This is a genomic window from Terrabacter sp. Ter38, assembly GCF_024519435.1.
Classification (GTDB): domain Bacteria; phylum Actinomycetota; class Actinomycetes; order Actinomycetales; family Dermatophilaceae; genus Terrabacter.
The window spans coordinates 280,751-301,395 of record NZ_JALJRZ010000001.1; the positions used below are offsets into that span (position 1 = coordinate 280,751).

The window sequence follows — 20,645 nt, forward strand, 5'->3', positions numbered from 1 at the left end:
ACGATTCTGCCCGATCGGCCTGCTAGGCCTTCTTCTCCAGCGAGCCGATCGTCGACTGGAGAGCCTTGAGCGCAGCGGCGCTGTCCGCCGTGGAGGGCGGTGTCGACCGCAGCGCCGTGAGCGCACCGTCGATCGCGGCGTCCATGGTGTGCCAGTCGTCGGGCGACGCCGGCTTCATCGCGGCCTCCCCGTCGTCCCAGGCGACCTCGAGGTCCTTGATCCGCGTCGTTGCTGCGGACAGGTCGCCCGACCGGGTCTTCGCCGCGACGTCGTCGACGATGACGGCGAACGGCCGCAGGTCCCCGATCGGCGACGTCGCGTCCGTCTCCAACGGGTTGGCCCGCGTGGCGGTGGCCCGGGTGCCGGACGATGCACCGGCGGTCGTGCCAGAGGGAGTGGCCGAGGCGGGAGCGGCAGTCGGCGCAAGAGCCGCGGCGGCGGCGATGACGGCCACCGAGCCTGCGGCCGCCCAGGCGTAGTCGCGGCGCGGGTGCACGGCCGGGGCCTCACCCTTGGCGCGGATGCCGTGGCGGTTGACGTTGACCTGCTCGCGAGTGACGAGCACGACGATGACGGCGAGGAAGACGAGGCTCGTCAGGCTGGCGCCGAGACCCAGACCTCCGAAGTCGCGGCTCTGCGTGAGCAGGTCGCCGAGCGAGGCCCCGAGCGGTCGCGTCAGGACGTAGGCGATCCAGAACGCGAGGACGGCGTTCAGTCCGGCGCGACGGGCGACCCAGACGGCGAGGATGAGCCCACCGAAGATGAGAACACCGTTCCGGAAGCCGAGCGACAGGGCCTCGGTGGCAAGGTCACCGCCGGCCGTACCGAGCGCGAAGGTCGTGAGGATCGCGCCCCAGTAGAACCGCTCGCGCCGCGGCGTGTCGATCGCGGTGATCGCCAGGGTGCGCTCCTGGCGCCACCACACCGTGAAGACCGCGGCCAGCACCAGGGCGAACACCGCGGTGCTGACGTAGAGGCTGACCCCGAGCGTGTCGGTGAAGAAGTCGGTGATCTGGGTGCCGACGATGCTGACCAGGATGACTGTCAGCCAGTAGAGCCACGGCACGAGGCGCCGCGTCCGCAGCTGGGCGACCAGGGCGATGACGAGGAGGGTCATCATGGCTGCGTCCGTGACGAGCGTCCCGAGGCCGACCTGCACGGCGAGGTAGTCGGCGAACGTCTCGCCGATCGTCGTCGACAGGATCTTGATGAGCCAGAAGGTGGCCGTGATGGCCGGCACCTTGTTGAGCAGCTGGGCAGACACGGGGCGGGGCACCTGATGAGCTGCCTTCCCTGCGACGGTCGACGTCAGGGCGTCAGACATGCGAAATCCTCCACGGAGAGAGCTGACTCGACGGTCCTGCCGGTCCGGGTGGCCACGGGGTCACGCCGTGGCCCATCCACGTGGAGCGCGTGACGCGGCCACCGGTGGCCGCGCGGGTCAGGACGTCGAGACGCCGGGAGGAGGTCTCCCGGCGTCTCGACGATCTCGTAGCGGCGCTGAGCGCACGCTGAGGAGGATCCACTCGTGCCAGCGCGCCGACACGCGCCGGTGGGTCCTCAGGCGGCCGCGTGCTCCCGCGCTGTCTCCGACGTCGGCAGGTCCGTGACGGACGCGCCCTTGTTGCGGCCCAGGAAGTCGTTCGGCAGGGACAGCCGGATGACCTTCTTCCAGGCCGAGGCGACCTGGCGCGGCAGCGACCCCGTCGTGTAGGTCAGGCCATAGCGCCGGAAGAGGTCCTGGACCTGCGGGGCGATCTCCTGGTAGCGGTTGCTCGGCAGGTCGGGAAAGAGGTGGTGCTCGATCTGGAAGCTGAGGTTGCCGGTCATGAAATGCATGGCCTTGCTGCCGCTGATGTTGGCCGAGCCGAGCATCTGGCGCAGGTACCACTCGCCGCGGGTCTCCCCCACGATCGACCGGCGCTCGAAGGTCTCGACGCCTTCGGGGAAGTGGCCGCACATGATGACCGAGTGCGTCCACAGGTTGCGGATGAGGTTGGCCGTGGCGTTCGCGGCGAGCGTGTTGAGGAACGACGGGCCCGAGAGCAGCGGGTGGATGACGTAGTCCTTCGTCATCTGGTTGCGGATCTTCTTCAGCGTCACCTTGGCACGCGCCCGGAAGTCGGGGTCCTGACGGCGCTCCTTGGTCGCGAGGTTCTTGCCGAGCTCGAGGTCGTAGGCCGCGATGCCGTACTCGAAGAAGCAGGCGTTGACGAAGTTCCACACCGGCTGCGCGGCATAGAGCGGCACCCAGCGCTGGTCCTCGTCGACGCGCATGATGCCGTAGCCGAGGTCGTTGTCCTTGCCGATGACGTTCGTGTACGTGTGGTGCAGCTCGTTGTGCGAGTGCTTCCACTGCTCCGACGGGCTGGCGTTGTCCCACTCCCACGTCGTCGAGTGGATCTTCGGGTCACGCATCCAGTCCCACTGGCCGTGCATGACGTTGTGCCCGATCTCCATGTTCTCGATGATCTTCGCGACCGCGAGGCCGGCGGTGCCCACGACCCAGGCGGGCGGGAACATGGAGACGAGCAGGACTGCGCGAGAACCGAGCTCGAGCTTGCGCTGGGTGGCGATCACCTTGCGGATGTAGGCCGCGTCGTCGGCGCCGCGGGTGTCGATGACGGACTGGCGGATCGCGTCGAGCTCGACGCCGATCTGCTCGACGTCCTCGGGCGTCAGGTGCCCGATCGGGTTGTGGGACTTCTTCTGCAGGACGGTCATGGTGACTCCTCTGGTCAGGGGGTCTGGGGTCTGTGGATCAGGTCAGTGGTCGATGACGCAGGCGCCGGCGGCTGCGGAGATGCAGGTCTGGATCGGGACGCCCTGGCCCTCGGTCTCGCCGGGGGTCGCGGTCGTGACGGCCCCGGTGCGCAGGTCGCGCACGGCTCCCTCGCGCAGGGGCAGGACGCAGCCGAAGCAGATGCCCATGCGGCACCCGGACGGCATGAGGACGCCGGCGGCCTCGGCGGCGTCGAGGATGGGGGTGGCACCGTCGGCGTCGACGGTCGTCCCCGAGCCGGTGAAGTCGACCGTGCCGCCCTCGCCGACGACGAGGGTCGTGGCGCGGAACTGCTCGGTGAGCAGGTCGAGCCCGCGCTCGTCGTGGTGGCGCTGGAGCGCGTCGAGCAACCCGCCGGGTCCGCACGCGAGCGTCGCCCGGTCGTGCAGGTCCGGAACGAGGGTCTCCAGGTCGGCGACGTCGAGGACGCCGTGCTCGTCGTCGTAGCGGGCGACGAGACGGATGAGCCCCGCATCGTCGAGGGCGCGGAGGTTGTCGATGAAGATCGAGTGAGGCTCGCTCGGGGCGACGTGCACGACGACGATGTCGTATGCCGCCGAGCGGGCCAGGCGCACGACGCCGTCGTCGGCCACGGGGAAGAGGTTGCGCAGCATGCCGATGACCGGGGTGACGCCGGACCCCGCCGTGACGAAGAGGAACTTCCCCCCGTCGGTGGGGAGCACGAACTCGCCCTGGGCCTGCTCGAGGTGCACGAGCGTGCCGGGTCGCGACTCGCGCACGAGGTGGGTGCTGACGAGCCCGTCAGGCACCGCCTTCACGGTGATGGAGATGTTGCCGTCGGCGCGCGGGCCGTGCGTCAGGGAGTAGGCCCGCCACTGGCGTATGCCGTCGACGTCGACACCGACGCGGACGTACTGTCCCGGCACGTGGCCGGCCCAGTCGGCGCCGGGGCGGATGACGATGGTGGCCGCGTCGGCCGTCTCGGGGTGGACGGCCACGATGCGCCCGCGCAGGTCGGCACCGGGGCGCAGCGGGTCGAAGAGGTCGAGGTAGTCCGCGGGCAGCAGCGGGGAGGTCGCGCGCTCGGCGAGCCGGAGGAACCGGCGTCGCAACGACGGTCGGGCGGCTCGGGTCGAGGGTTTCGAGGGCGCGGTCAGGCTCATGCCCCCAGCATGACTGACATCCAAGGGTAGGATCCTGACCGCAGGGCGTGAAGTTTTCGGGAACTCTTGTGCGGAGGGAACAGTCGATGGCCTCAGAAGCAAAGAGAGCCACGGTCCGTGGCGCGGCTGACCTGCAGCTGGACCACGCGGTGCTCCGGGTGCTGCGTGAGCGGCTCCCGGCCATCGCGTCCACGACGGTCACGGCCGTCGTCGACGAGGTCCCCGACTACCGCGGTGCCCTCGGTGGGGCCGCCGGCAACACGATCGAACGCGCCGTGCAGATGGCCATCGCCGGCTTCCTCAAGCTCGCGGGTGGCGGGAGCGACGTCGACCCGAGCACGCCGCTCGGCCCGACCCGCGAGGGGGCCTACGCGCTCGGACGCGGCGAGGCACGCGGGGGACGCTCGATGGACAGCCTCCTCGCGGCATACCGGGTCGGCGCCCGTGTGGCGTGGCGCGAGCTCGCCCGGGCCGCGGGAGACGCCGGGTTGCCGGCGGCGACGATGGCGAAGTTCGCCGAGCTGCTCTTCGCCTACATCGACGAGCTGTCGGCCGCGAGCGTCGCAGGCCACACCGACGAGCTGACGACGAGCGGGCGGGTGCGGGACCGCTACCGCGAACGGCTCGGTCAGCACCTGCTGGCCCGGGCCGGCATCGACACGCTGACCGTGGCAGCCGCCCGGGCCGAGTGGGCTCCCCCGGCCACGCTGACTGCCGTCCTGCTGCCGGCGGCGGAGGGACGCCGCGCCCTGGCCTCGCTCGGGGCCGGCACCCTCCAGGTCGGCGAGGACCTGCCGGGCGTCGACGACGTCGACCCGGACCACCCGCTGACGCTGCTGCTCGTGCCGGACGCCGACGGGCCGGGCCGCGTCCACGCGCTTCGCGTGCTCGCCGGCCGCCACGCCGTCGTCGGGCCGCCGCGCCCCTGGGACGACGTGCGCGCGTCCTACGACCGCGCCGCGCGCACGGCACGACTCGTCCGCCCGTCACGCAGCGGGGCCCCCGTCGACACGGAGCGGCACCTGACCGACCTCGTCCTCACCGCTGACCCGGACGCACTCGCCGACCTGCGCGACCACGCCCTCGCGCCCCTCGCCGACCTGCCTCCCGGCACCCGCGACCGGCTCGCCGAGACGCTCCTGTCGTGGCTGCTGCACCAAGGACGGCGGGACGCGGTCGCGGCCGAGCTGCACGTGCACGCCCAGACCGTCCGCTACCGGATGGGCCAGGTGCGCGAGCTCTACGGCGACCGGCTCCTCGACCCGTCCGCGGTGCGCGAGCTCGTCGTGGCGCTCTCGGCTCCCACTGCGGACCGGCCCTGAGCCCCGGTCAGCCCGTGCTCCCGTCGACGCGGAGGATCGGACACGTCGGCCCTGCGTCTCACGAATCCGCAGGTCAGAGTCTCAGACCGGGATGATTCGGGCAGCTCGGATGCTCGCAGGTTCCGACTCCGCGGATGCCGGGGCCGCGGAGCTCCGCGGCCCCGGCGCGGAGCCGTCCGTCAGGTCGCCCAGGTCCGGAGCCAGACGGTCTCCTCGAGCTGCCGCAGCCGCTCCAGGGTCTCGTCCGACAGGGCCACGTCGGTGTCGGTGATGACGTAGCCGAGCTCACCTCGGGTCGAGAGCGACTGCCCGGTGATGTTGGCACCGGCCTCGGAGAGCGTCTGGTTGATCGAGGCCAGCACGCCGCGTACGTTGTGGTGGAGGTACCCGGCCCGGAAGCCGCCGTCCGCCGGCGGCGCCGCGACGTCCGGCAGGTTCACCGACAGGGAGGTGACACCGGACTGCACGAAGCCGAGCAGCTTCGCCGCGACGAAGGACCCGATCTCCTCCTGCGCCTCCTGCGTCGAGCCCCCCACGTGGGGGGTGAGGATGACGTTGTCGAGGCCCCGCAACGGCGACTCGAACGGGTCGCCCTGGGCCTTGGGCTCGGACGGGAACACGTCGATGGCCGCACCGGAGAGGTGACCGGAGAGGATGTGCGCGCGCAGTGCCTGGTCGTCGACGACCATGCCGCGCGAGGCGTTGATGAACACCGAGCCGGGCTTCATGAGCGAGAACTGCTCGTCGCCGAAGAGGCCTGCATTGCCGGGTCGACCGTCGACGTGGAGGCTGACGATGTCGGACTCGGCGAGCAGCTGCTCCAGCGAGCCGAGGCGCCGGGCGTTCCCGTGCGCCAGCCGGTCCGCGGTGTCGTAGAAGACGACGTGGAGGCCGATGGCCTCGGCGACGTTGGACAGCTGGGTGCCGATGTTGCCGTAGCCGACGATCCCGAGGGTCTGGCCCCGCGTCTCGTGGCTCCCCCGCGCGGACTTGTCCCAGATCCCGTCGTGCATGCGCTGGGTCTTCTCGGGCAGACGACGGGCCAGGGCGAGCATCTCGCCGATGACCAGCTCGACCACGCTCCTCGTGTTCGAGAAGGGGGCGTTGAAGACCGGGACCCCGTGCGCGGCCGCGGCGGTGAGGTCGACCTGGTTGGTCCCGATGCAGAAGCACCCGATGGCGAGGAGGTCGCCGGCGGCTGCGAGCACACGCTGGGTGACCTTGGTGTTGGACCGGATCCCCAGCAGCGAGACTCCGGCCAGAGCGTCGATGAGCTCGCCCTCGGTCAGGGATCCGGACCGGACCTCGACGTCGTGGCCGTTGCTTCGAAAGGCTTCGACGGCAACGGGGTGCACGTTCTCCAGCAGCAGGACCTTCACGGGCGCCTCCTTGTCCGGGGCAGGACGGTTTTGTGGTGCTAGCGGGTCGGTGGGCTGCGGCTCGAGGGCGCCTGCCACACCGGGGTCGACCGACCCGATGGTGTCACGCATGCTCCGGTGGGGCTCACCTGGCCACCAGTTGGAAGGGTCACCCCTCGTGCCCCCGCCCCACGCACCGCGCCGGCCCCGCTCTCGTGCGCTAGCTAGGTTCGCCGCGTGGAGGTCACGCGCATCGGAGCAGACGACTGGGAGCGGTTCCGAGCGGTTCGGCTCATGTCGTTGTCCGACTATCCGGCCGCCTTCGCCTCGCGCCACGCCGACTGGGTCGACGCCCCTGTGGAGCGCTGGCGGTCCTGACTGACCCAGGTTCCACTGGCCCTCCCGGCGCACGACGGAACGACCGACGTCGGTGTCGTGAGCACACAACCCGCGGACCCGGACTGGGTCGAGTTGATCTCGATGTGGGTCGCACCGGCAGTGAGGGGCACGGGGCCGGTGGGACGGCTCGTCGGCGCGGTGGTGGGCTGGGCTGCTGGCGAGGGTAGGTCGACCTACCTCATGGTCCGCAGCGACAACGTCGGCGCGCGGACGGCGTATGAACGAGCGGGTTTCGTCGACACCGGAGTCCCGGAGAGGTGGCCGATCGATGAGCCGCCGGAGCGTCGGATGGAGCTGCGCAGCTGACAGCGACGTCCGCGCCGCGTCGACGAGGTGGGGTCCCAGGCGCCCCTCCATGAGCAGGCCCGGGACCCCTGACGCCGGCAACTCGGGGTGAACCGTCGTCATCAGGAAGACGATCGGGGCCCCGGTTCATGACGCGCTTTTCCCATCGGCGTGGCGTGCAGGATTCGCGCAGACTCCTATGGCACTCTCGCTCTCGCGCGCCCGTCGATGCTCCCCTGTCTCGACGGGCGCGCCCACGCCCCAGCGGCAACCCCCCTGCCGCTGGCGCACCCGGCGCGGCCCGCTCACCCCACCCGAGCGGGCTGCGCCCATCTGGTCTCGCGGGAGAGCCGCGCCCGTCCGAGGACGAGGCCCAGGGCCGCATCTCACGCGGCCTGTCAGCTGTACGGTCCGGCCTGCCCGAGCCCGACGGCTGAGCGACCGGCTGACCATCGAGGCCCACCCCGCCTACGCGTTTCGCATGAACCTCGGACTGCCCGCTCACAACAGGGGAATCCACCTACGGATGTCCCCGTCCGTGTGGTTCGGGGTACGTAGGGATCGGTCTGTGCTCTCGACGGAGCGAAGCACCCCGGACCACGTCTCGATGCTAGGAGCTCGCCGTGATCGCGTTGGCCCTGACGGCACCCTTGCTGGGATTCGGCCTCTTGTTGGTTCTCGAGTGGTTCGAGGAACGCGTCATGGCCTCCGAGACCGGCACGCTGCACGTCCGGACGCGTGGGTAGCGCGGCGGACACGCAGCCTCTCCGTGCGGCAGCAAGGAAGAGGTACGCCGCTGGCCGCGTCGCACCCGTTCGGGCGGTCTGGCATTGACGCGGTCCGTGCGCACCGCTGCACCTGTTCGTCGAGCCACGACTCCAGCTGCCCGAGCGACAGAAGTAGAGCGAGTCCTGCGAGGGGCCACCAACATCGTGAGCAGCGTCATGTCCAGTCCTTGTGCCGGTCGACCGCCGTGTCTGGTCGGTCTCAGACTGACGACGCCCACACCCCCAGACCATGACGAGAGCCCTTTGGGTACGGTCACCCCATGAGCGCGACCGAGCGCTCCGGGGACGCCCCCGGCCACACCGCGGACGACGTCGCGGACCTCATTCCGATGGTCCGCCGGATCGTCTACTCCAGGGTCGGGTCGCACCCTTCGGCCGAAGACCTCGTCCAGGAGACCTTGACCCGAGTCCTGTCCGCGGCGTCGACGGTCGAACCCGGCATGCTCGAGCCCTACGCGATCGTGACGGCCCGGAACGTCGTGTCCAGCCTGTGGCGGGACATCGATCGCAAGAACCGGAACCAGCACCGACTCGTCGACCTCAGCGCCCCGGAACCACCTGAGAAGCAGGTCGTTCTCGAGGAGGAGCAGTCGGCGATGGCCGCGGCACTCGCACGGCTCGATGAGCGGGAACGCCGGGCGCTGCTCGACCACGAGGTCGACGGGGCCGACACGCACGCCCTGGCGGCTCGCCATGGCACGACTGCAGGCGCCGTGGCCGCGCAGCTCAACCGGACGCGGGCCCGGTTGCGTGTCGAGTACCTGCTGGCGATCGAGCATGTCGATCCACCGACCGATCGTTGTCGGCCGGTGCTCATCGCCCTGAGCAGCGGGGACCAACGGCGTCAGCGTGAGGTGCAGGCGGCTCAGCACCTCCTCGAGTGCGAGCCGTGCGCCCGGCTCAGCCAGCCGCTGCTCGAGCGGGGCCAGCAGCGCAACGACTGCCTCCGGATCCCGGTGAGCTCCGACGCCGACATCGTGTCGGCCCGCCGCGCGGCGCGCGAGCTCGCCACGCGCCTGGCCTTCGGCGCCACAGACCTGACCGTGATCGCCACGGCCGTGTCCGAGGTGTGCCGCAACATCGTCCGCTTCGCCGGCAGCGGAGAGGTCGTCGTCGAGCTGCTCGAGGCGCCGACACGCGGGATCCAGATCGTCGCCCGCGACGGTGGACCCGGCATCACGGACGTCGATCGAGCGCTCGGCGACGGCTTCAGCACCTACGGCGGGCTGGGACTCGGGCTTCCTGGAGTCAGGCGATTGATGGACGAGTTCGCGATCGCGAGCGAGCCCGGCCACGGCACCACCGTGACGATGACCAAGTGGGAAGGAACTGACCATGAACGACCGACCTGAGGAGCTCCCACAGATGGAGCAGGCACCCGAGCACGACTCCGCACAGTCCGGTCCCGGCGGGCACCTCCTGTCCCAGCTCGTGGCCCATCTTCGAGAGCACCGGACGCGGCTCCAGGAGGAGTGGTCGCAGCGCATCCAGCAGACGCACCTCTTGACGGCAATGACTCCGCAAGAGATGGCGGCCGAGACGACCTCGGTCTACGACAACTACGTCGAGGTCCTCGAGACGGGCAACGTCGAGGCGCTGCAGCACTACGCGAAGGACCTCTCCGAGAGGATCATCCCGCGGGGGGTCGAGACTCACGAGGTCGTCGGTATCGTGCTGCTGCTGCGCGACGTTCTTGCTCGGTCGCTGTTCGAGAAGTACCAACGCGACTTCTCCATGCTCAACGAGGTCCTCGACGCCTACGAGCCTGCTGCAAACCGCATCGCCAACACGGTCGCCGTCAGCTTCGTCGACGAACGTGAACGCGTCATCCGCCAGCAGCAGGATGCCATCCGCGAGCTCTCCACTCCGGTGCTCCCGGTCCGCGAGCGCCTCCTGATCCTGCCCATCATCGGCGTGCTGGACAGCGAGCGCGCCCGCCAGCTCACCGAGCAGCTCCTCTCGGGGATCCGCAAGCATCGCGCCAAGGTCGTCGTCATCGACATCACGGGTTCGCCCGACGTCGACGAGTCGGTGGCGAACCACCTCGTGCAGACCGTCGACGCGTCACGTCTCATGGGCGCGAGCGTCATCATCACCGGGCTCTCCCCGAAGATCGCGCAGACCCTCGTGACCATCGGGGTGGATCTGAGCAAGATGAACACGATCGGGGACCTGCAAGGGGGCCTCGAGGAGGCCGAGCGACTCCTCGGCTACACCGTGACCCGGAAGGAGGTCAGCACCAGCTCGTGAACGGCGGACCGGCGCTCGTCTCCATCATGCGGCAGGGATCGACCCTGATCGCGTCGGTGCACACTGCCCTGAACGACTCCGAGCTCGTCCGGTTCGAGCACGACCTCGTCGACCAGATCGGTGAACACCGTTCCCGAGGCGTCATCATCGACGTCGCGGCACTGGACGTCATCGACTCCTTCGCCGCTCTCACCCTGCGCCGGATCGCGGACATGGCGCGCCTTCGCGGGGCACAGACGGTTCTCGTCGGCATCCAGCCCGAGGTGGCCTTCACCATGGTGCGCCTCGGCATGGGCACGGGCGCCGTCCCGACCGCCCTCGACCTCGAAGAGGGCCTCGCCCTCCTCGCCGAGCAGGGGTCGCACCATCCGCGCCCGGACGAACCCGAGGCGTGACGAACCACAGTGGCCGCACACGGGAGGGACACCCTCAGTCCCGAGGACTTCAGGCAGAACTACCGCCTGACGCTCCGCCGCTTCCTGCCCCGTCGAGACGAGGCCGCGCGGGAGGCGGCATACGACCTGGGGCGCCGTGCCTTCACCGCGGGCATCAGCCTCCTCGAGGTCTGCCGGGTACACCACGACTCGAGCCTCGAGCTCCTGAGCGAGTCCCACGCCGCCGACCACCGTGCGATCTTCGAGACGACGGGCGAGCTGCTGCTCGAGGTACTGGCGGCATACGACATGACTCACCGGAGCGTGCTCGACCCGTGACGCGTGCCCGGACGCCTTGAGCGGGGTGGCATGACGTGCGGGTCGCGGGTTTCCGGAGCGTCACGGCGCCAGCGGCCGTGCACCAGGAGGTGTGTCCTCGAGCCGACCCCGCGTCATCCGACCACGGCCAGGGACTCTTCAGGGGTGACCGACGGCCCACGAGGCCGCCCGACACCGATCAAGGAGTCCCACCCATGAAGTTCACCACCAAGCTCTGCGCCGCCGGCGCCACCCTGGCCACGACTGCCGCGCTCGGGCTCCTGCCCGCCACGGCCGCCACGGCGGCTCCCGCCGCTGCCCCTGCCGCTGCTGCCGCTGCCGCTCCGACGGGTGCGACAGCGACCGCCTCTTCGACGATCTCCCAGGTCATCGCCGGCGTCGGCACCTTCACCGGCACCTTCACGCCGACGCGCTTCGTCAGCCAGCGAGGGCAGCTCGGTGTCACGGGGGTCGTGACGGGCACGTTGACGACGCTGGCAGGTCAGGCGATCCCCGTGACGCAGACGGTGACGACGACCGTCGCCAGCGCCGCGACCGCCGGGTCCTGCGACATCCTCAACCTCGTGCTCGGGCCGCTGCACCTCAATGTCCTCGGACTGGTCGTCGACCTCAACCAGGTCGTCCTCAACATCACCGGCCAGACCGGTGCGGGCAACCTGCTGGGCAACCTCCTCTGCGGCATCGCCGGCCTGCTCGACGGCAACGGCATCTCGGGCTTGACGAACCTGCTCAACCGACTGCTCGGTCTCTGACCGACCTCGTCCCGCTGCGCACTCCGGGTCTGATCTCACCCGTAGTGTGGGGCGCCGGTCCTCAAGGGGACCGGCGCCCCAGCCGCTCGGCGCCCGCGTCACCGTTCTGTCGGCGTCGAGCAGCCCCGGCTCGGTCGCTCTCCATGAGATGAGGCGTGCCGCGCATCGTCAGTCGGCTGCGACGGAGAGCCGGCCGGCAGGGTCGAGACGACGCAGGAGCGCGGCCGCCTCTCGGGTCCTGACGTCATCCGCTCATGGCGCTCGAGGGACGGGAGGTCCGACACTGCCGCTCTCGCGATCCCTGGGGATGTGTTGTCGTCGTCGAAGCGTGAGCACCCTTCCACGTGAACTGCGAGTACCGGTGCTCATGGCCGCCGCCACCGTGCTGTGCTTTCCTGAAACATGGCATCCGATCAGGCGGCACGGAGCGCAGCACGACGCAGTGTCAGCGTCGGTCACCTCCTGGTAGGTGTCGCTGCACTTGTCTTTGCCGGGGCCATGATCGTTGCGGGGTCAGATCCAAACGCCGAACTGGGTGGAGTGCTTCTCCCGCTCGGGCTTGTCCTGGCACTAGCCGCAGCAGGCTTTACGTACACGGCAGTCATGGTCATCCGACGTGCACGGGAGGAAAGTCACAGCCTTTCGCTCGGCCTCAGCATCGTCGAACTTCTCCTCGGCGGCGCCTTGGTCGCAGGGTTGGTCGCCGCACTGCGCAGCTATGGCGAGCCGTGGCGCTCTCCGCTCTTGCTGCCGTCCGCGCTGCTTGTTGCTCTCGGCCTCGCCGGACTCCGTCTCGAGCTGTCTCGACGCGTGCCCACGCCGTGAACGCACCCGTTGCCGCTAGCCGCACCAGTAGCAGGTCGCGTGGCCACCTACGTCGATCGAAGGGTCGCTGCGGACTCTGGTCATGACAGCGGCGCTGGCGAGAAATCACTCGCCCGCCGTCCCCCGCTGAGGTCGGGCCTTGACGCGCCGCTTGCTTTTGCAAGTACGCCGACATGAGCCTCTTCATCACCTGCCCGGTCGAAAGCGTCGACCGCGCGACCGCCTTTTTACACCGCCCTTGGGTGGACTCTCCACGCCGAGATGTCCGATCACAACGTGTCGTGCTTCGCCATCGCGCCAGAGCAATACGTCATGCTCGGCAGCCGCGAGATGTACGCGAACGTCGGCGGCGTCGAGGACCGGGTCGGCGGACCGGACACCCCTTCGAAGGTCACGGTCTCCTTCGACCTCGGCAGCCGCGAGGCGGTCGACGAGCTCGTCGAGCGCGCCGGCGCCGCCGGCGGACGGATCGGCGACACCGACGACTACCCCTTCATGTACCAGCGCCAGTTCGATGACCCCGACGGCTACCACTACTCGCCGTTTTGGATGAAGCCGAACACCGATCCGACCGAGTGACCGACCTCGGCGCGGCACTCGAGGTCGTCGGCAGCCGGTGGGCCCTACTCATCGTGGAGCGCCTGCTCGAAGGGCCGCAGCGCTACGGCGACCTGCAGCGCGACCTCGGAGCGCCGACCAACATGCTCGCGACCCGTCTGCGCGAGCTCGAAGCGGCCGGCGTGCTGTCACGCCTCCCACTTCGGCACAACACACGAGCCTACGCGCTGACGGAGCGCGGGCTCGCACTGCGAGAGGCGATCGTCGCGCTCGGACGCTGGGGCGCCGACGGGGACTAGGCGCGCCTCGTGGTGCGGGTTCACGCCCCGAGCTCCATCGCGTGGCGACATCAAGCCGAGGTCGACGTTCGCCGCGCCAGACCCGACCGCGCAGAACGCCTTTCTATGCTGCGTGGAGGACCGGACGTCCGACTGTGCCGCTGTCGGCGCGGGGTGCCGTGTTTGTCGCCGTCGGGCACCTGCCACGGCAGTGCGAGCACGGTCTGGCGCCGGGCGCTTGTCTCAGACCCGTCGGGGACACTAGGGGAACACCGACCGAAACTTCGACAAGGAGTCAGCCGTGACCGAGGGAACCGTCCGCTGGTTCGATGCCGACCGGGGGTTTGGCTTCATCGCCCTCGGGCAGGATGCAGAGGACCTGTACGTGCATGCGTCCGAGATCGTCAGCGACGACGCGATGAAGCTGCTCCGGGAGGGGCAGGTGGTTGAGTTCGATATCGGCGAGGGGGACCGCGGCCCGCAGGCACGCCGCGTCCGGGTCACCGCCGACCAGGCCGCCGATACACCGCTGGGCGTGCTCGGCACCGTCGCCTGGTACGAGCCTGCCAAGGGGTACGGCTTCGTCACGCCCGATGGCGGTGGTGTCGAGATCTTCGTGCACAGTTCGGCCATCGTGGCCGGCGGTGTGGTCTCGGAGGCACAGCGGGTGGCGTTCCTCGTGGTCGACGGGGACAAGGGACCGCAGGCTGCCCATCTGCTGCCCTTGGGTGCCCAGACCGCCCAGGAGGTCGCGGCATCCGACGGGGCGGACGGCACCGTGTCCTGGTACGACGGGGACAAAGGCTTCGGGTTCATCTCCCCCGAGTCGGGCGGCCCCGATGTCTTCGTCCACGTCCGGGCGCTGGCCGACGGGCTCCCCGAGCTGGGCGAGGGCGACCGGGTGACATACGACGTCGTCGTGAGCGAGAGGGGCCCGCAGGCTCGCGACGTGCGCCTCGCACGCCGCTCGGCACCGCGCGGCGCACCCGTGGCGTCGACGACCCGCGCTCGGTCGGGACACCGAGAGGCGTCCGACGTCCCGGCGCGCGGCGGCGAGGGAGTGGTCACGCGCTACGACCCCGAGCGGGGGTTCGGCTTCATCGCCCCCGACGCGGGAGGCGCGGACCTGTTCGTGCACGTCTCTGTCCTCAGAGGCGCCGAGGCGCTGCACCAGGGCGATCGGGTCCGGTACCACGTGCGACAGAGCGATCGAGGACCACAGGCCGACCGCGTCGAACGGGTGTGAGGGCGACGCCGGTCCGGGCAGGGCGCTGCCTCTCGACGTCCAGGTGCCCAACAACGCAAGCCGAACCCGGCGAGAACGGGCCCGTGATCCGTCCGGGCGTTGATGACGGACGGGGTGGTGGGTATGGCAAAGGCAGATCGTCAGTCGCCCAGCCCAGGGCGACTGACCCCACACACGGAGGCTCCCCATGAAGAGACTGCTCATCGTCACCGCCGGCGCGGTCGGATTCCTGCTCGGATCGCGGGCCGGCCGGGAGCCCTACGAGCAGTTCATGCGCGCGATCGGCCAGTTGAAGGACGACCCCCGCGTCCAGGCGAAAGCGCACCAGGGTGCCCAGCTGGTGCGCGAACAGGCGCCGGTCGTGGCGGACAAGGTGGCCGACGCCGCTCGGACGGCGACCGACAAGGTCACCTCGGCGGTGTCGGGGTCTAGCGACGCCGACGCCGCGGACTCGCGCCAGAAGACCGCGGAGGAGCGGATCGAACAAGGCGTGCAGTTCCAGAAGGATCACGGGCCCAAGGGTCCGCTGCCCTGAGCCCCTGCTGCCTGCTCCATCCCGCGCACTCCGGGTCCGATTCATCGAGCCTCGTTGACGCCTATGACTCCGGCCGGGTTGATGGGACCTCGGCCAGACCCCGGCTTCGTGCGAACCGCGGATCCGCGCTGATATTGCCAGGAGGCGTTCGAAGCGACCACCCCTAGGAGCCGATGAGCTTGACGTCGAGAATCGCGCCAGCCCATCCGGGATTCATCGGCCCTGGGCCGGCACGCCACACCCGGTCCAGCTGATAGCCCGGTCCGCTCCTCAAGGAAAAACGTCGGCGCCATCGCCGCGAGCAGGTCATCACGTGAGGTGAAGTACTGATACACGCTTGAACGCGGGAGCTCGCGCCGTCGACGACCATTTCGAGACCCTGACAGCAGAGGCGCGGCGTGTCATCGACGGGCTCCTCGGGGACTGCAGCATGGCGGCCTGACCGAGACTGACGGCCGTCCGCGATCGCCGCGCCAAGCCGAGGACGCCGGACGAGCCGGCTGCTCGGATCAGAGGTCTGCCCCGAAGACGAGTGCCGGGCCGCCGTTCTTGTGGATCTCCCGCTCCAGGCGGAGTCCGATCTTGCTCGCCACGCCTTGGGAGGCCACGTTGTCCGGGCGGATGATGGCAATCAAGTGCTCAACGTTGCCCGCACGCGCGGCATCACGAACTGATCGCGCGGCCTCGGCGGCGTAACCCAGCCTTCGAAGTGGCGTACGCACGTGCCAGCCCGCCTCGACCATCCACTCGCCCTCGACCTCCTGAAGCGTCAAACCGCAGTCGCCGACGAACTCGCCAGAGTGGGTCTCGACCACCCAGAGCCCGAACCCGTGCTTCGCGTAGCTGGCCCTGGTCCACTCGATCCAACCGCGCGGACCCCGCGAGCCCCCGATCTCGAGAGTGGCGATGTCTGTGAGGTCCGACTCCTGCATCTCCCGGAATCGAAGCCTTTCGGTCGGTTGCGGAATCACAGGCCCACGCTAACGCGCTGGAGCACAGCGCTGATCTGGGGCGAACGGACCGGTGCCGCGTCGACGTCCAGTCCTTCGAGCAGGGCTGACGGGTCGGTGTCCTCCCGACCACGTCTTGCGTGACTGCCACGGCGGCGTCCTGGCGCGATCATCTGGCTCCGGGAACTGGGAGACAAGCCAGGTTCCGCGCCTGCCTTCACGACCCTTTCATCACCCCCTCAATCCGATGAGCCCATGTCGTTGAGGAGTAGCATGTCTGCCGAATCGTCCGTCACGTCGCGCTCAACGCCGCAAGTCCGTCGATGGGACCCGATCTGGTGACTTCTTCAGCCTCTGTCGGGACCGAGCGAGCCGCGGAAACGTCGGTCGCCCACGACGACCGGTCAACCGGCCAAAGCCGGCGGCGGCCGTGGCTGTGGGCGCTGCTGATGCTTCCGCCCGCCATCGTCGCGGTGCACTTGCTCGCGCTGGGCGCGTTCGCCAGCCCGGCCGTTCGCCTGGCGGCGGATGACTGGTGCGCGGCGGCACGGATCCGCGCATACGGCTCACTGGGGTTCATCGACTACTACTACTTCAAGGTGAACGGCCGGCTGGTCTACCATCTGGCCCAGGTGCTGGTCTTCGCCGACGGCCTCCGTGGCGCTCGCGTGCTGCCGTTCGTCCTGATCGTCACGTTGACGGTCGGGATCTTCATCGTGTTGTACCTGGCGCTACGCCACCTGCAGTGGCGCTGGGCCGCGGCGGCGGCTGGGTTCCTGGCGGTCGTCGTGTCGGCGCTCACGTTCTTCGCCGGCAACGTGGTTTACCAGATCCTCTTCTGGCCGGCTGCCACTGTCACGCACACGCTCCCCGCGATCCTGGCCATCTGGAACGTCATCCTCCTCATGGTCGCGGCCCGCAGCCCGCGGCGGTGGGTGCGGGTCACGGCGGTCGTACTCGCGTTGCTCATGGGCTTCGCGATCGGGTCGCTCGGCGAGGCGTTCTTCGTGGTGAGCGGCGTCTATGCGGGGACTGCCTTGCTGTTTGCCCTGCTGGCCCGCCGCGACCGCCGGGCGCGCTTCCCGATCACGTGGCTCGCGGTCTGGCTCGTGGGTATGCTCGCCGGATTCGCCGTCCTGTACCTCTCGCCCGGCCAGCGGTTTCGGACGGTGATCTCGTACACGCAGGAACAGTCGTCGCCCTTGTCGGTCGGCGGCCTCTCGGAGACCGTTGACGGATGGCTCAACTCCTGGGAGATGATCCTTTCCCAGCCCGCGTACTACACAGCGGTCGTCGCGGGGCTCCTGGTCGGCCTGCTCGCCAGCGGCGCGGCTCTGCGCAGGACGTCGCTGCCGTTCGCCGGCGGCTCGTGGACCCTTCCGCGCAGGCTGCTCGTGGCGGTGCTGCCGGCTGTGCTGGTGGCGATCGCATCGTTCGGCGTCATTGCCGGGTTGCGATATGGCTACGGACCCGGCGGCTGGGGGTACCAGCGCGCCTGGACGAGCTTCCTGATCCCCGCCATCGGGACCGCCGCCCTCTACGGTGCCGCGGCCGGATACTGGCTGGGCCGCCGCGTCAGCGGCTGGCAACGGAGCGTGGCGGTTCCGGTCACGGCGGCGCTACTCGGGGTAGCGGCCCTGTTCAGCACGGTGTTGTTGGGGTCCATCGTGCCGCGGAACACGGCGCTCGTACACGAGATGACGCTCCGCGCGGAGGCCTGGGACCAGAACACCGCAGCCGTCGAGCAACAGATCCGAGAGGGCAAGCGCATCGTGCGGTTCACGCCTACTCCGATCGCCACGTCGACCGAGCCGTTCCGCTACACCGCTACGCCCGACTGGGCCGGCAACTGCGCTGCGGTCTACTACGGCGTCGACAAACTGATCCCTTCCGAGGAATGGCTGTCGACACCGGCCTCCGCCGACTGGCGGGCGCAGCACCCTGGGGTGAGATAGGCCCGGCTCCCCAGAGGTAGGAGCGCGGGTTTCATCCGTGCGAATCCACCGGCTCGCTGGACCGTGTCCCAGCCTGCGCGTGCACCGACGAGGGGACGTCCGACCAGGCGACTCACCCCTCGTGCCGATCTGCCTGCTGAATGCCGAGGCCGAGATCTGGCGGCCCCGCCCGCGGGCTTCATATCGTCGCTTCATGAATCCCATACGAATGGTGGTCGTCTTCGACGCGGCTGACCTGCACGCTGAAAGCACCTTCTGGGCCGGATTGCTGGACGGGCACGTCTTCGTCGACGAGAGGTTCCACACCGTCATCGACGCCACTGGCCACTGGCGCATAGGGGTTCAGCTCGCGCCGCACTTCACTCCTCCTGACTGGCCCGACGGCGCGCCTCAGCAGGTGCATCTCGACCTCCACGTCAACGACCCGGTGAGGGCACACGAACAGGCGATGGGTCTCGGTGCCCGTCTGCTCCAGTCCGATGACCTGAACAGCGACGAGGGGCATCAGGTGTACGCGGATCCGGCAGGCCATCCGTTCTGCATCGGCTGGGGTCACCCCTCCCCTGAGGCCCTGGCCGCCTTCGTCAAGGAGAGACTCGGTTAGGGACACGTCCCACGACACCCCTGGTTCCTCCGCCGCCTCGACTGCGTGAAGTGGAGCTGCGCCGTGGTCCGGCGCCTGCACGCCGCCCTGGCGGGCGTTCGTCCGGCCCATGTTCGCGGCTCCAGACCCGCGCCACCAGGGGCGCAGCGAAACTCGCGACCTGCACGAGCGCTATCCGCTTGGCTCACCGGGCAGGATCGGGGGTGGGCGACCTCCGTCACCACCGCACCGAACAGGAGCCGACGATGACCGACACCACCTCCGCGCAGCCCTCCGAGCCGCCTGCGGGCGCTGCGAGCGGCACACCAACCCCGCAGGCCGCACCCCAGGACGCCACCGGGTTCACCGATGCCGAGCACCACACCCTGCGCTCGGCGGCGATGCTGGCCAGCGCATGGGTCTCCCGCGCCGAGAAGGGCATGTTCGACAGCCTCAAGGAGTCCTTCGCCGCCTCGAAGGCGATCGCGGGCTCACCCCCGGAGATCGCCGCCCTGGTCGGCAAGGGCGGGTTCCCCGAGATGCCGAAGGGCACCCCGGCGGACGTCGAGACCCGCACCCTGGCGCTGCTCGGCGAAGCGGTCGCACTGTTGCAGGCCAAGGCTCCCCAGCTCCTCGACGGCTACCGCGCGATGGTCCTCCAGAGCTGCCGGGACGCCGCAGCTGCAGCCGGCGACACCTCGGCCAACGAGACGGCTGTCATCGGCAAGGTAGAAGCCGCGCTGGCCTGACCACAGCCGCGGTTCGCGAGCTGCACATGGTCCGCGACGCGTGGCGACGGACGCCTGAGCGCCCTACCGTGACGGCGCGTCACGAGCCATCGATCTGGGAGCGGGAACGCTTTCGCCAGTTACGAGCCGTCATGCCGAAGTGCTCCGTGAACCATCGGTTGAACCCGCTCGGGGTCTCGAACCCCAGCAGTTGTGAGATCTCGGTCATCGACTGGGTCCGCTTCCAAGGTGGCGTTGTGCCAGAGCGGCCCGGGTGTCGTCCACGATGGCGCTGAGCGACGTCCCTTCCCTGGCGAGGTGTCGCCCGCAGGGTGCATGGATCGAGACGGAGAACGTTGGCGACAGCAGTCAGCGAGCACCGTCCGGCGGGCAGGATCAGCTCGATCAGCTCGATCAGCTCGGTGACGCGGACAGTGGTCCTCGGTCCCTTGCGGGTGACGGCCACCTCGAGGAACTGCTGCGCGTAGGGGCGTAGCAGCGGGTCGGGCAGCCGGTTCGGCGACGCAGGTCACGTGAGCTCAGGACCAGGCCGGTGAACGGCTGCTCGAACCGCAGGCCAGGTCCGAACGCAGCGCCGTAACGTCCGAAGTCGGCGGGCGCGGAGACGCGAAGTAGGCACCGAGAGGGCGCCACGAGTCGACGCACTCACGACTGACGCCGTTGATGGCGGCGACGCCGAGACCTGTCGTAAAGGTCTTGGTCGGTGCAGAAGAACTCGAGGACCGTTCGCTCGTGGACTCACCCTCCTGGCTCCCATAGCGGACCTCCTCGAACAACGAGCCCCGCTCGACCCGGACACGGCGCCCGACACACCTGCCGCTGACACCCTCGAGGCGCCGGCAGACCTGGTCGACGAGGCGGACCGTCTCGAACATCAGGTGGAGGTGCCCGCGAGGCCGAGGACGACTACCCACGCGCGTGACGGACGCTGCCGCAGATCAGCACCAGCGCTCGCCCGCCGACACGGTCAGGCCGGCAGCCCCGGTCGGCTCGAATCCCGTCGGAGATGCACCCCGCGCCCATCACAGGGAGTGCCGCAGCCGGTGCTTGGACCGTCTCCAGTGCCGGACGCACGTCATGCCCCGGGGCTTCGAGCGTCTACGAAGGTGACGACGGTGATTCCCCCCTCCCCCCGTACACCGTCGTCACGGGGCCCCGGGCTTGCCGTACCGCGCCCGGGGCCCTGCTCGCCC

General features: G+C 69.7%; 21 protein-coding genes and 1 pseudogene. 17 read left to right on the plus strand and 5 right to left on the minus strand.

What is annotated here, in order from left to right:
• Positions 1–22: 22 nt before the first annotated feature.
• The 3 genes from NR112_RS01295 to NR112_RS01305 all read right to left on the minus strand — a co-directional run bounded on the left by NR112_RS01295 (position 23) and on the right by NR112_RS01305 (position 3,906).
• Positions 23–1,324, minus strand: a complete 1,302-nt coding sequence (locus tag NR112_RS01295; RefSeq protein ID WP_256792179.1) for a hypothetical protein — start codon at positions 1,322–1,324, stop codon at positions 23–25.
• Positions 1,325–1,560: 236 nt separating this feature from the next.
• Positions 1,561–2,724, minus strand: coding sequence for an acyl-CoA desaturase (locus tag NR112_RS01300; protein WP_256792180.1), 1,164 nt, complete (start codon positions 2,722–2,724; stop codon positions 1,561–1,563).
• 42 nt (positions 2,725–2,766) lie between these two features.
• A complete protein-coding gene (locus NR112_RS01305) occupies positions 2,767–3,906 on the minus strand; it encodes a ferredoxin reductase (RefSeq protein ID WP_256792181.1) in 1,140 nt (379 codons plus the stop codon).
• Positions 3,907–3,992: 86 nt separating this feature from the next.
• Here NR112_RS01305 and NR112_RS01310 point away from each other — a divergent pair, with 86 nt between their 5' ends.
• Entirely contained in the window at positions 3,993–5,228 is a 1,236-nt protein-coding gene (locus NR112_RS01310) for a helix-turn-helix domain-containing protein (RefSeq protein WP_256792182.1), read from the plus strand.
• Positions 5,229–5,407: 179 nt separating this feature from the next.
• Here the strand turns inward: NR112_RS01310 and serA are convergent, their stop codons facing one another.
• Entirely contained in the window at positions 5,408–6,607 is a 1,200-nt protein-coding gene (gene serA, locus NR112_RS01315) for a phosphoglycerate dehydrogenase (RefSeq protein WP_256792183.1), read from the minus strand.
• A 216-nt stretch (positions 6,608–6,823) separates the two neighbouring features.
• Between serA and NR112_RS01320 the strand changes: the two genes are divergently transcribed.
• The 13 genes and pseudogenes from NR112_RS01320 (at position 6,824) to NR112_RS01380 (ending at position 15,215) form a co-directional block, all read left to right on the plus strand.
• Entirely contained in the window at positions 6,824–6,964 is a 141-nt protein-coding gene (locus NR112_RS01320) for a hypothetical protein (RefSeq protein ID WP_256792184.1), read from the plus strand.
• Positions 6,965–7,021: 57 nt separating this feature from the next.
• Complete coding sequence (locus NR112_RS01325; protein ID WP_256792185.1) at positions 7,022–7,291, plus strand: GNAT family N-acetyltransferase; 270 nt, start codon at positions 7,022–7,024, stop codon at positions 7,289–7,291.
• A gap of 602 nt (positions 7,292–7,893) precedes the next feature.
• Complete coding sequence (locus NR112_RS01330; protein WP_256792186.1) at positions 7,894–8,016, plus strand: hypothetical protein; 123 nt, start codon at positions 7,894–7,896, stop codon at positions 8,014–8,016.
• A gap of 302 nt (positions 8,017–8,318) precedes the next feature.
• Positions 8,319–9,410, plus strand: a complete 1,092-nt coding sequence (locus NR112_RS01335) for a sigma-70 family RNA polymerase sigma factor (RefSeq protein ID WP_256792187.1) — start codon at positions 8,319–8,321, stop codon at positions 9,408–9,410.
• On the plus strand, positions 9,394–10,308 hold the full coding sequence (locus NR112_RS01340) for an STAS domain-containing protein (RefSeq protein ID WP_256792188.1): 915 nt from the start codon (positions 9,394–9,396) through the stop codon (positions 10,306–10,308). The genes NR112_RS01335 and NR112_RS01340 overlap by 17 nt, the downstream gene beginning before the upstream one ends.
• Positions 10,305–10,703, plus strand: a complete 399-nt coding sequence (locus NR112_RS01345) for an STAS domain-containing protein (RefSeq protein ID WP_256792189.1) — start codon at positions 10,305–10,307, stop codon at positions 10,701–10,703. Before NR112_RS01340 ends, NR112_RS01345 begins: the two co-directional genes overlap by 4 nt.
• A 9-nt stretch (positions 10,704–10,712) precedes the next feature.
• On the plus strand, positions 10,713–11,021 hold the full coding sequence (locus NR112_RS01350) for a phosphatase RsbU N-terminal domain-containing protein (RefSeq protein ID WP_256792190.1): 309 nt from the start codon (positions 10,713–10,715) through the stop codon (positions 11,019–11,021).
• A 194-nt stretch (positions 11,022–11,215) separates the two neighbouring features.
• The gene (locus tag NR112_RS01355; protein WP_256792191.1) at positions 11,216–11,773 is read left to right on the plus strand and encodes an ABC transporter substrate-binding protein; all 558 of its coding nucleotides are present in this window, start codon (positions 11,216–11,218) and stop codon (positions 11,771–11,773) included.
• Positions 11,774–12,376: 603 nt separating this feature from the next.
• The gene (locus tag NR112_RS01360; protein WP_256792192.1) at positions 12,377–12,598 is read left to right on the plus strand and encodes a hypothetical protein; all 222 of its coding nucleotides are present in this window, start codon (positions 12,377–12,379) and stop codon (positions 12,596–12,598) included.
• A gap of 173 nt (positions 12,599–12,771) precedes the next feature.
• Positions 12,772–13,177: pseudogene (locus tag NR112_RS01365) on the plus strand (VOC family protein).
• Positions 13,174–13,455 (plus strand): helix-turn-helix domain-containing protein, encoded by a 282-nt coding sequence (locus NR112_RS01370; protein WP_256792193.1) that lies wholly within the window; start codon positions 13,174–13,176, stop codon positions 13,453–13,455. The pseudogene NR112_RS01365 and the gene NR112_RS01370 overlap by 4 nt, the downstream one beginning before the upstream one ends.
• 280 nt (positions 13,456–13,735) lie before the next feature.
• The gene (locus NR112_RS01375; protein ID WP_256792194.1) at positions 13,736–14,680 is read left to right on the plus strand and encodes a cold shock domain-containing protein; all 945 of its coding nucleotides are present in this window, start codon (positions 13,736–13,738) and stop codon (positions 14,678–14,680) included.
• Positions 14,681–14,867: 187 nt separating this feature from the next.
• Complete coding sequence (locus NR112_RS01380) at positions 14,868–15,215, plus strand: YtxH domain-containing protein (RefSeq protein WP_256792195.1); 348 nt, start codon at positions 14,868–14,870, stop codon at positions 15,213–15,215.
• A 509-nt stretch (positions 15,216–15,724) separates the two neighbouring features.
• Here NR112_RS01380 and NR112_RS01385 read toward each other — a convergent pair.
• Entirely contained in the window at positions 15,725–16,186 is a 462-nt protein-coding gene (locus NR112_RS01385) for a GNAT family N-acetyltransferase (protein ID WP_256792196.1), read from the minus strand.
• A gap of 302 nt (positions 16,187–16,488) precedes the next feature.
• Between NR112_RS01385 and NR112_RS01390 the strand changes: the two genes are divergently transcribed.
• The 3 genes from NR112_RS01390 to NR112_RS01400 all read left to right on the plus strand — a co-directional run bounded on the left by NR112_RS01390 (position 16,489) and on the right by NR112_RS01400 (position 19,452).
• Complete coding sequence (locus tag NR112_RS01390) at positions 16,489–18,120, plus strand: DUF6056 family protein (RefSeq protein ID WP_256792197.1); 1,632 nt, start codon at positions 16,489–16,491, stop codon at positions 18,118–18,120.
• A 121-nt stretch (positions 18,121–18,241) separates the two neighbouring features.
• Positions 18,242–18,724 (plus strand): VOC family protein, encoded by a 483-nt coding sequence (locus NR112_RS01395; RefSeq protein ID WP_308335976.1) that lies wholly within the window; start codon positions 18,242–18,244, stop codon positions 18,722–18,724.
• A 245-nt stretch (positions 18,725–18,969) separates the two neighbouring features.
• The gene (locus tag NR112_RS01400) at positions 18,970–19,452 is read left to right on the plus strand and encodes a hypothetical protein (RefSeq protein ID WP_256792198.1); all 483 of its coding nucleotides are present in this window, start codon (positions 18,970–18,972) and stop codon (positions 19,450–19,452) included.
• Positions 19,453–20,645 lie beyond the last annotated feature (1,193 nt).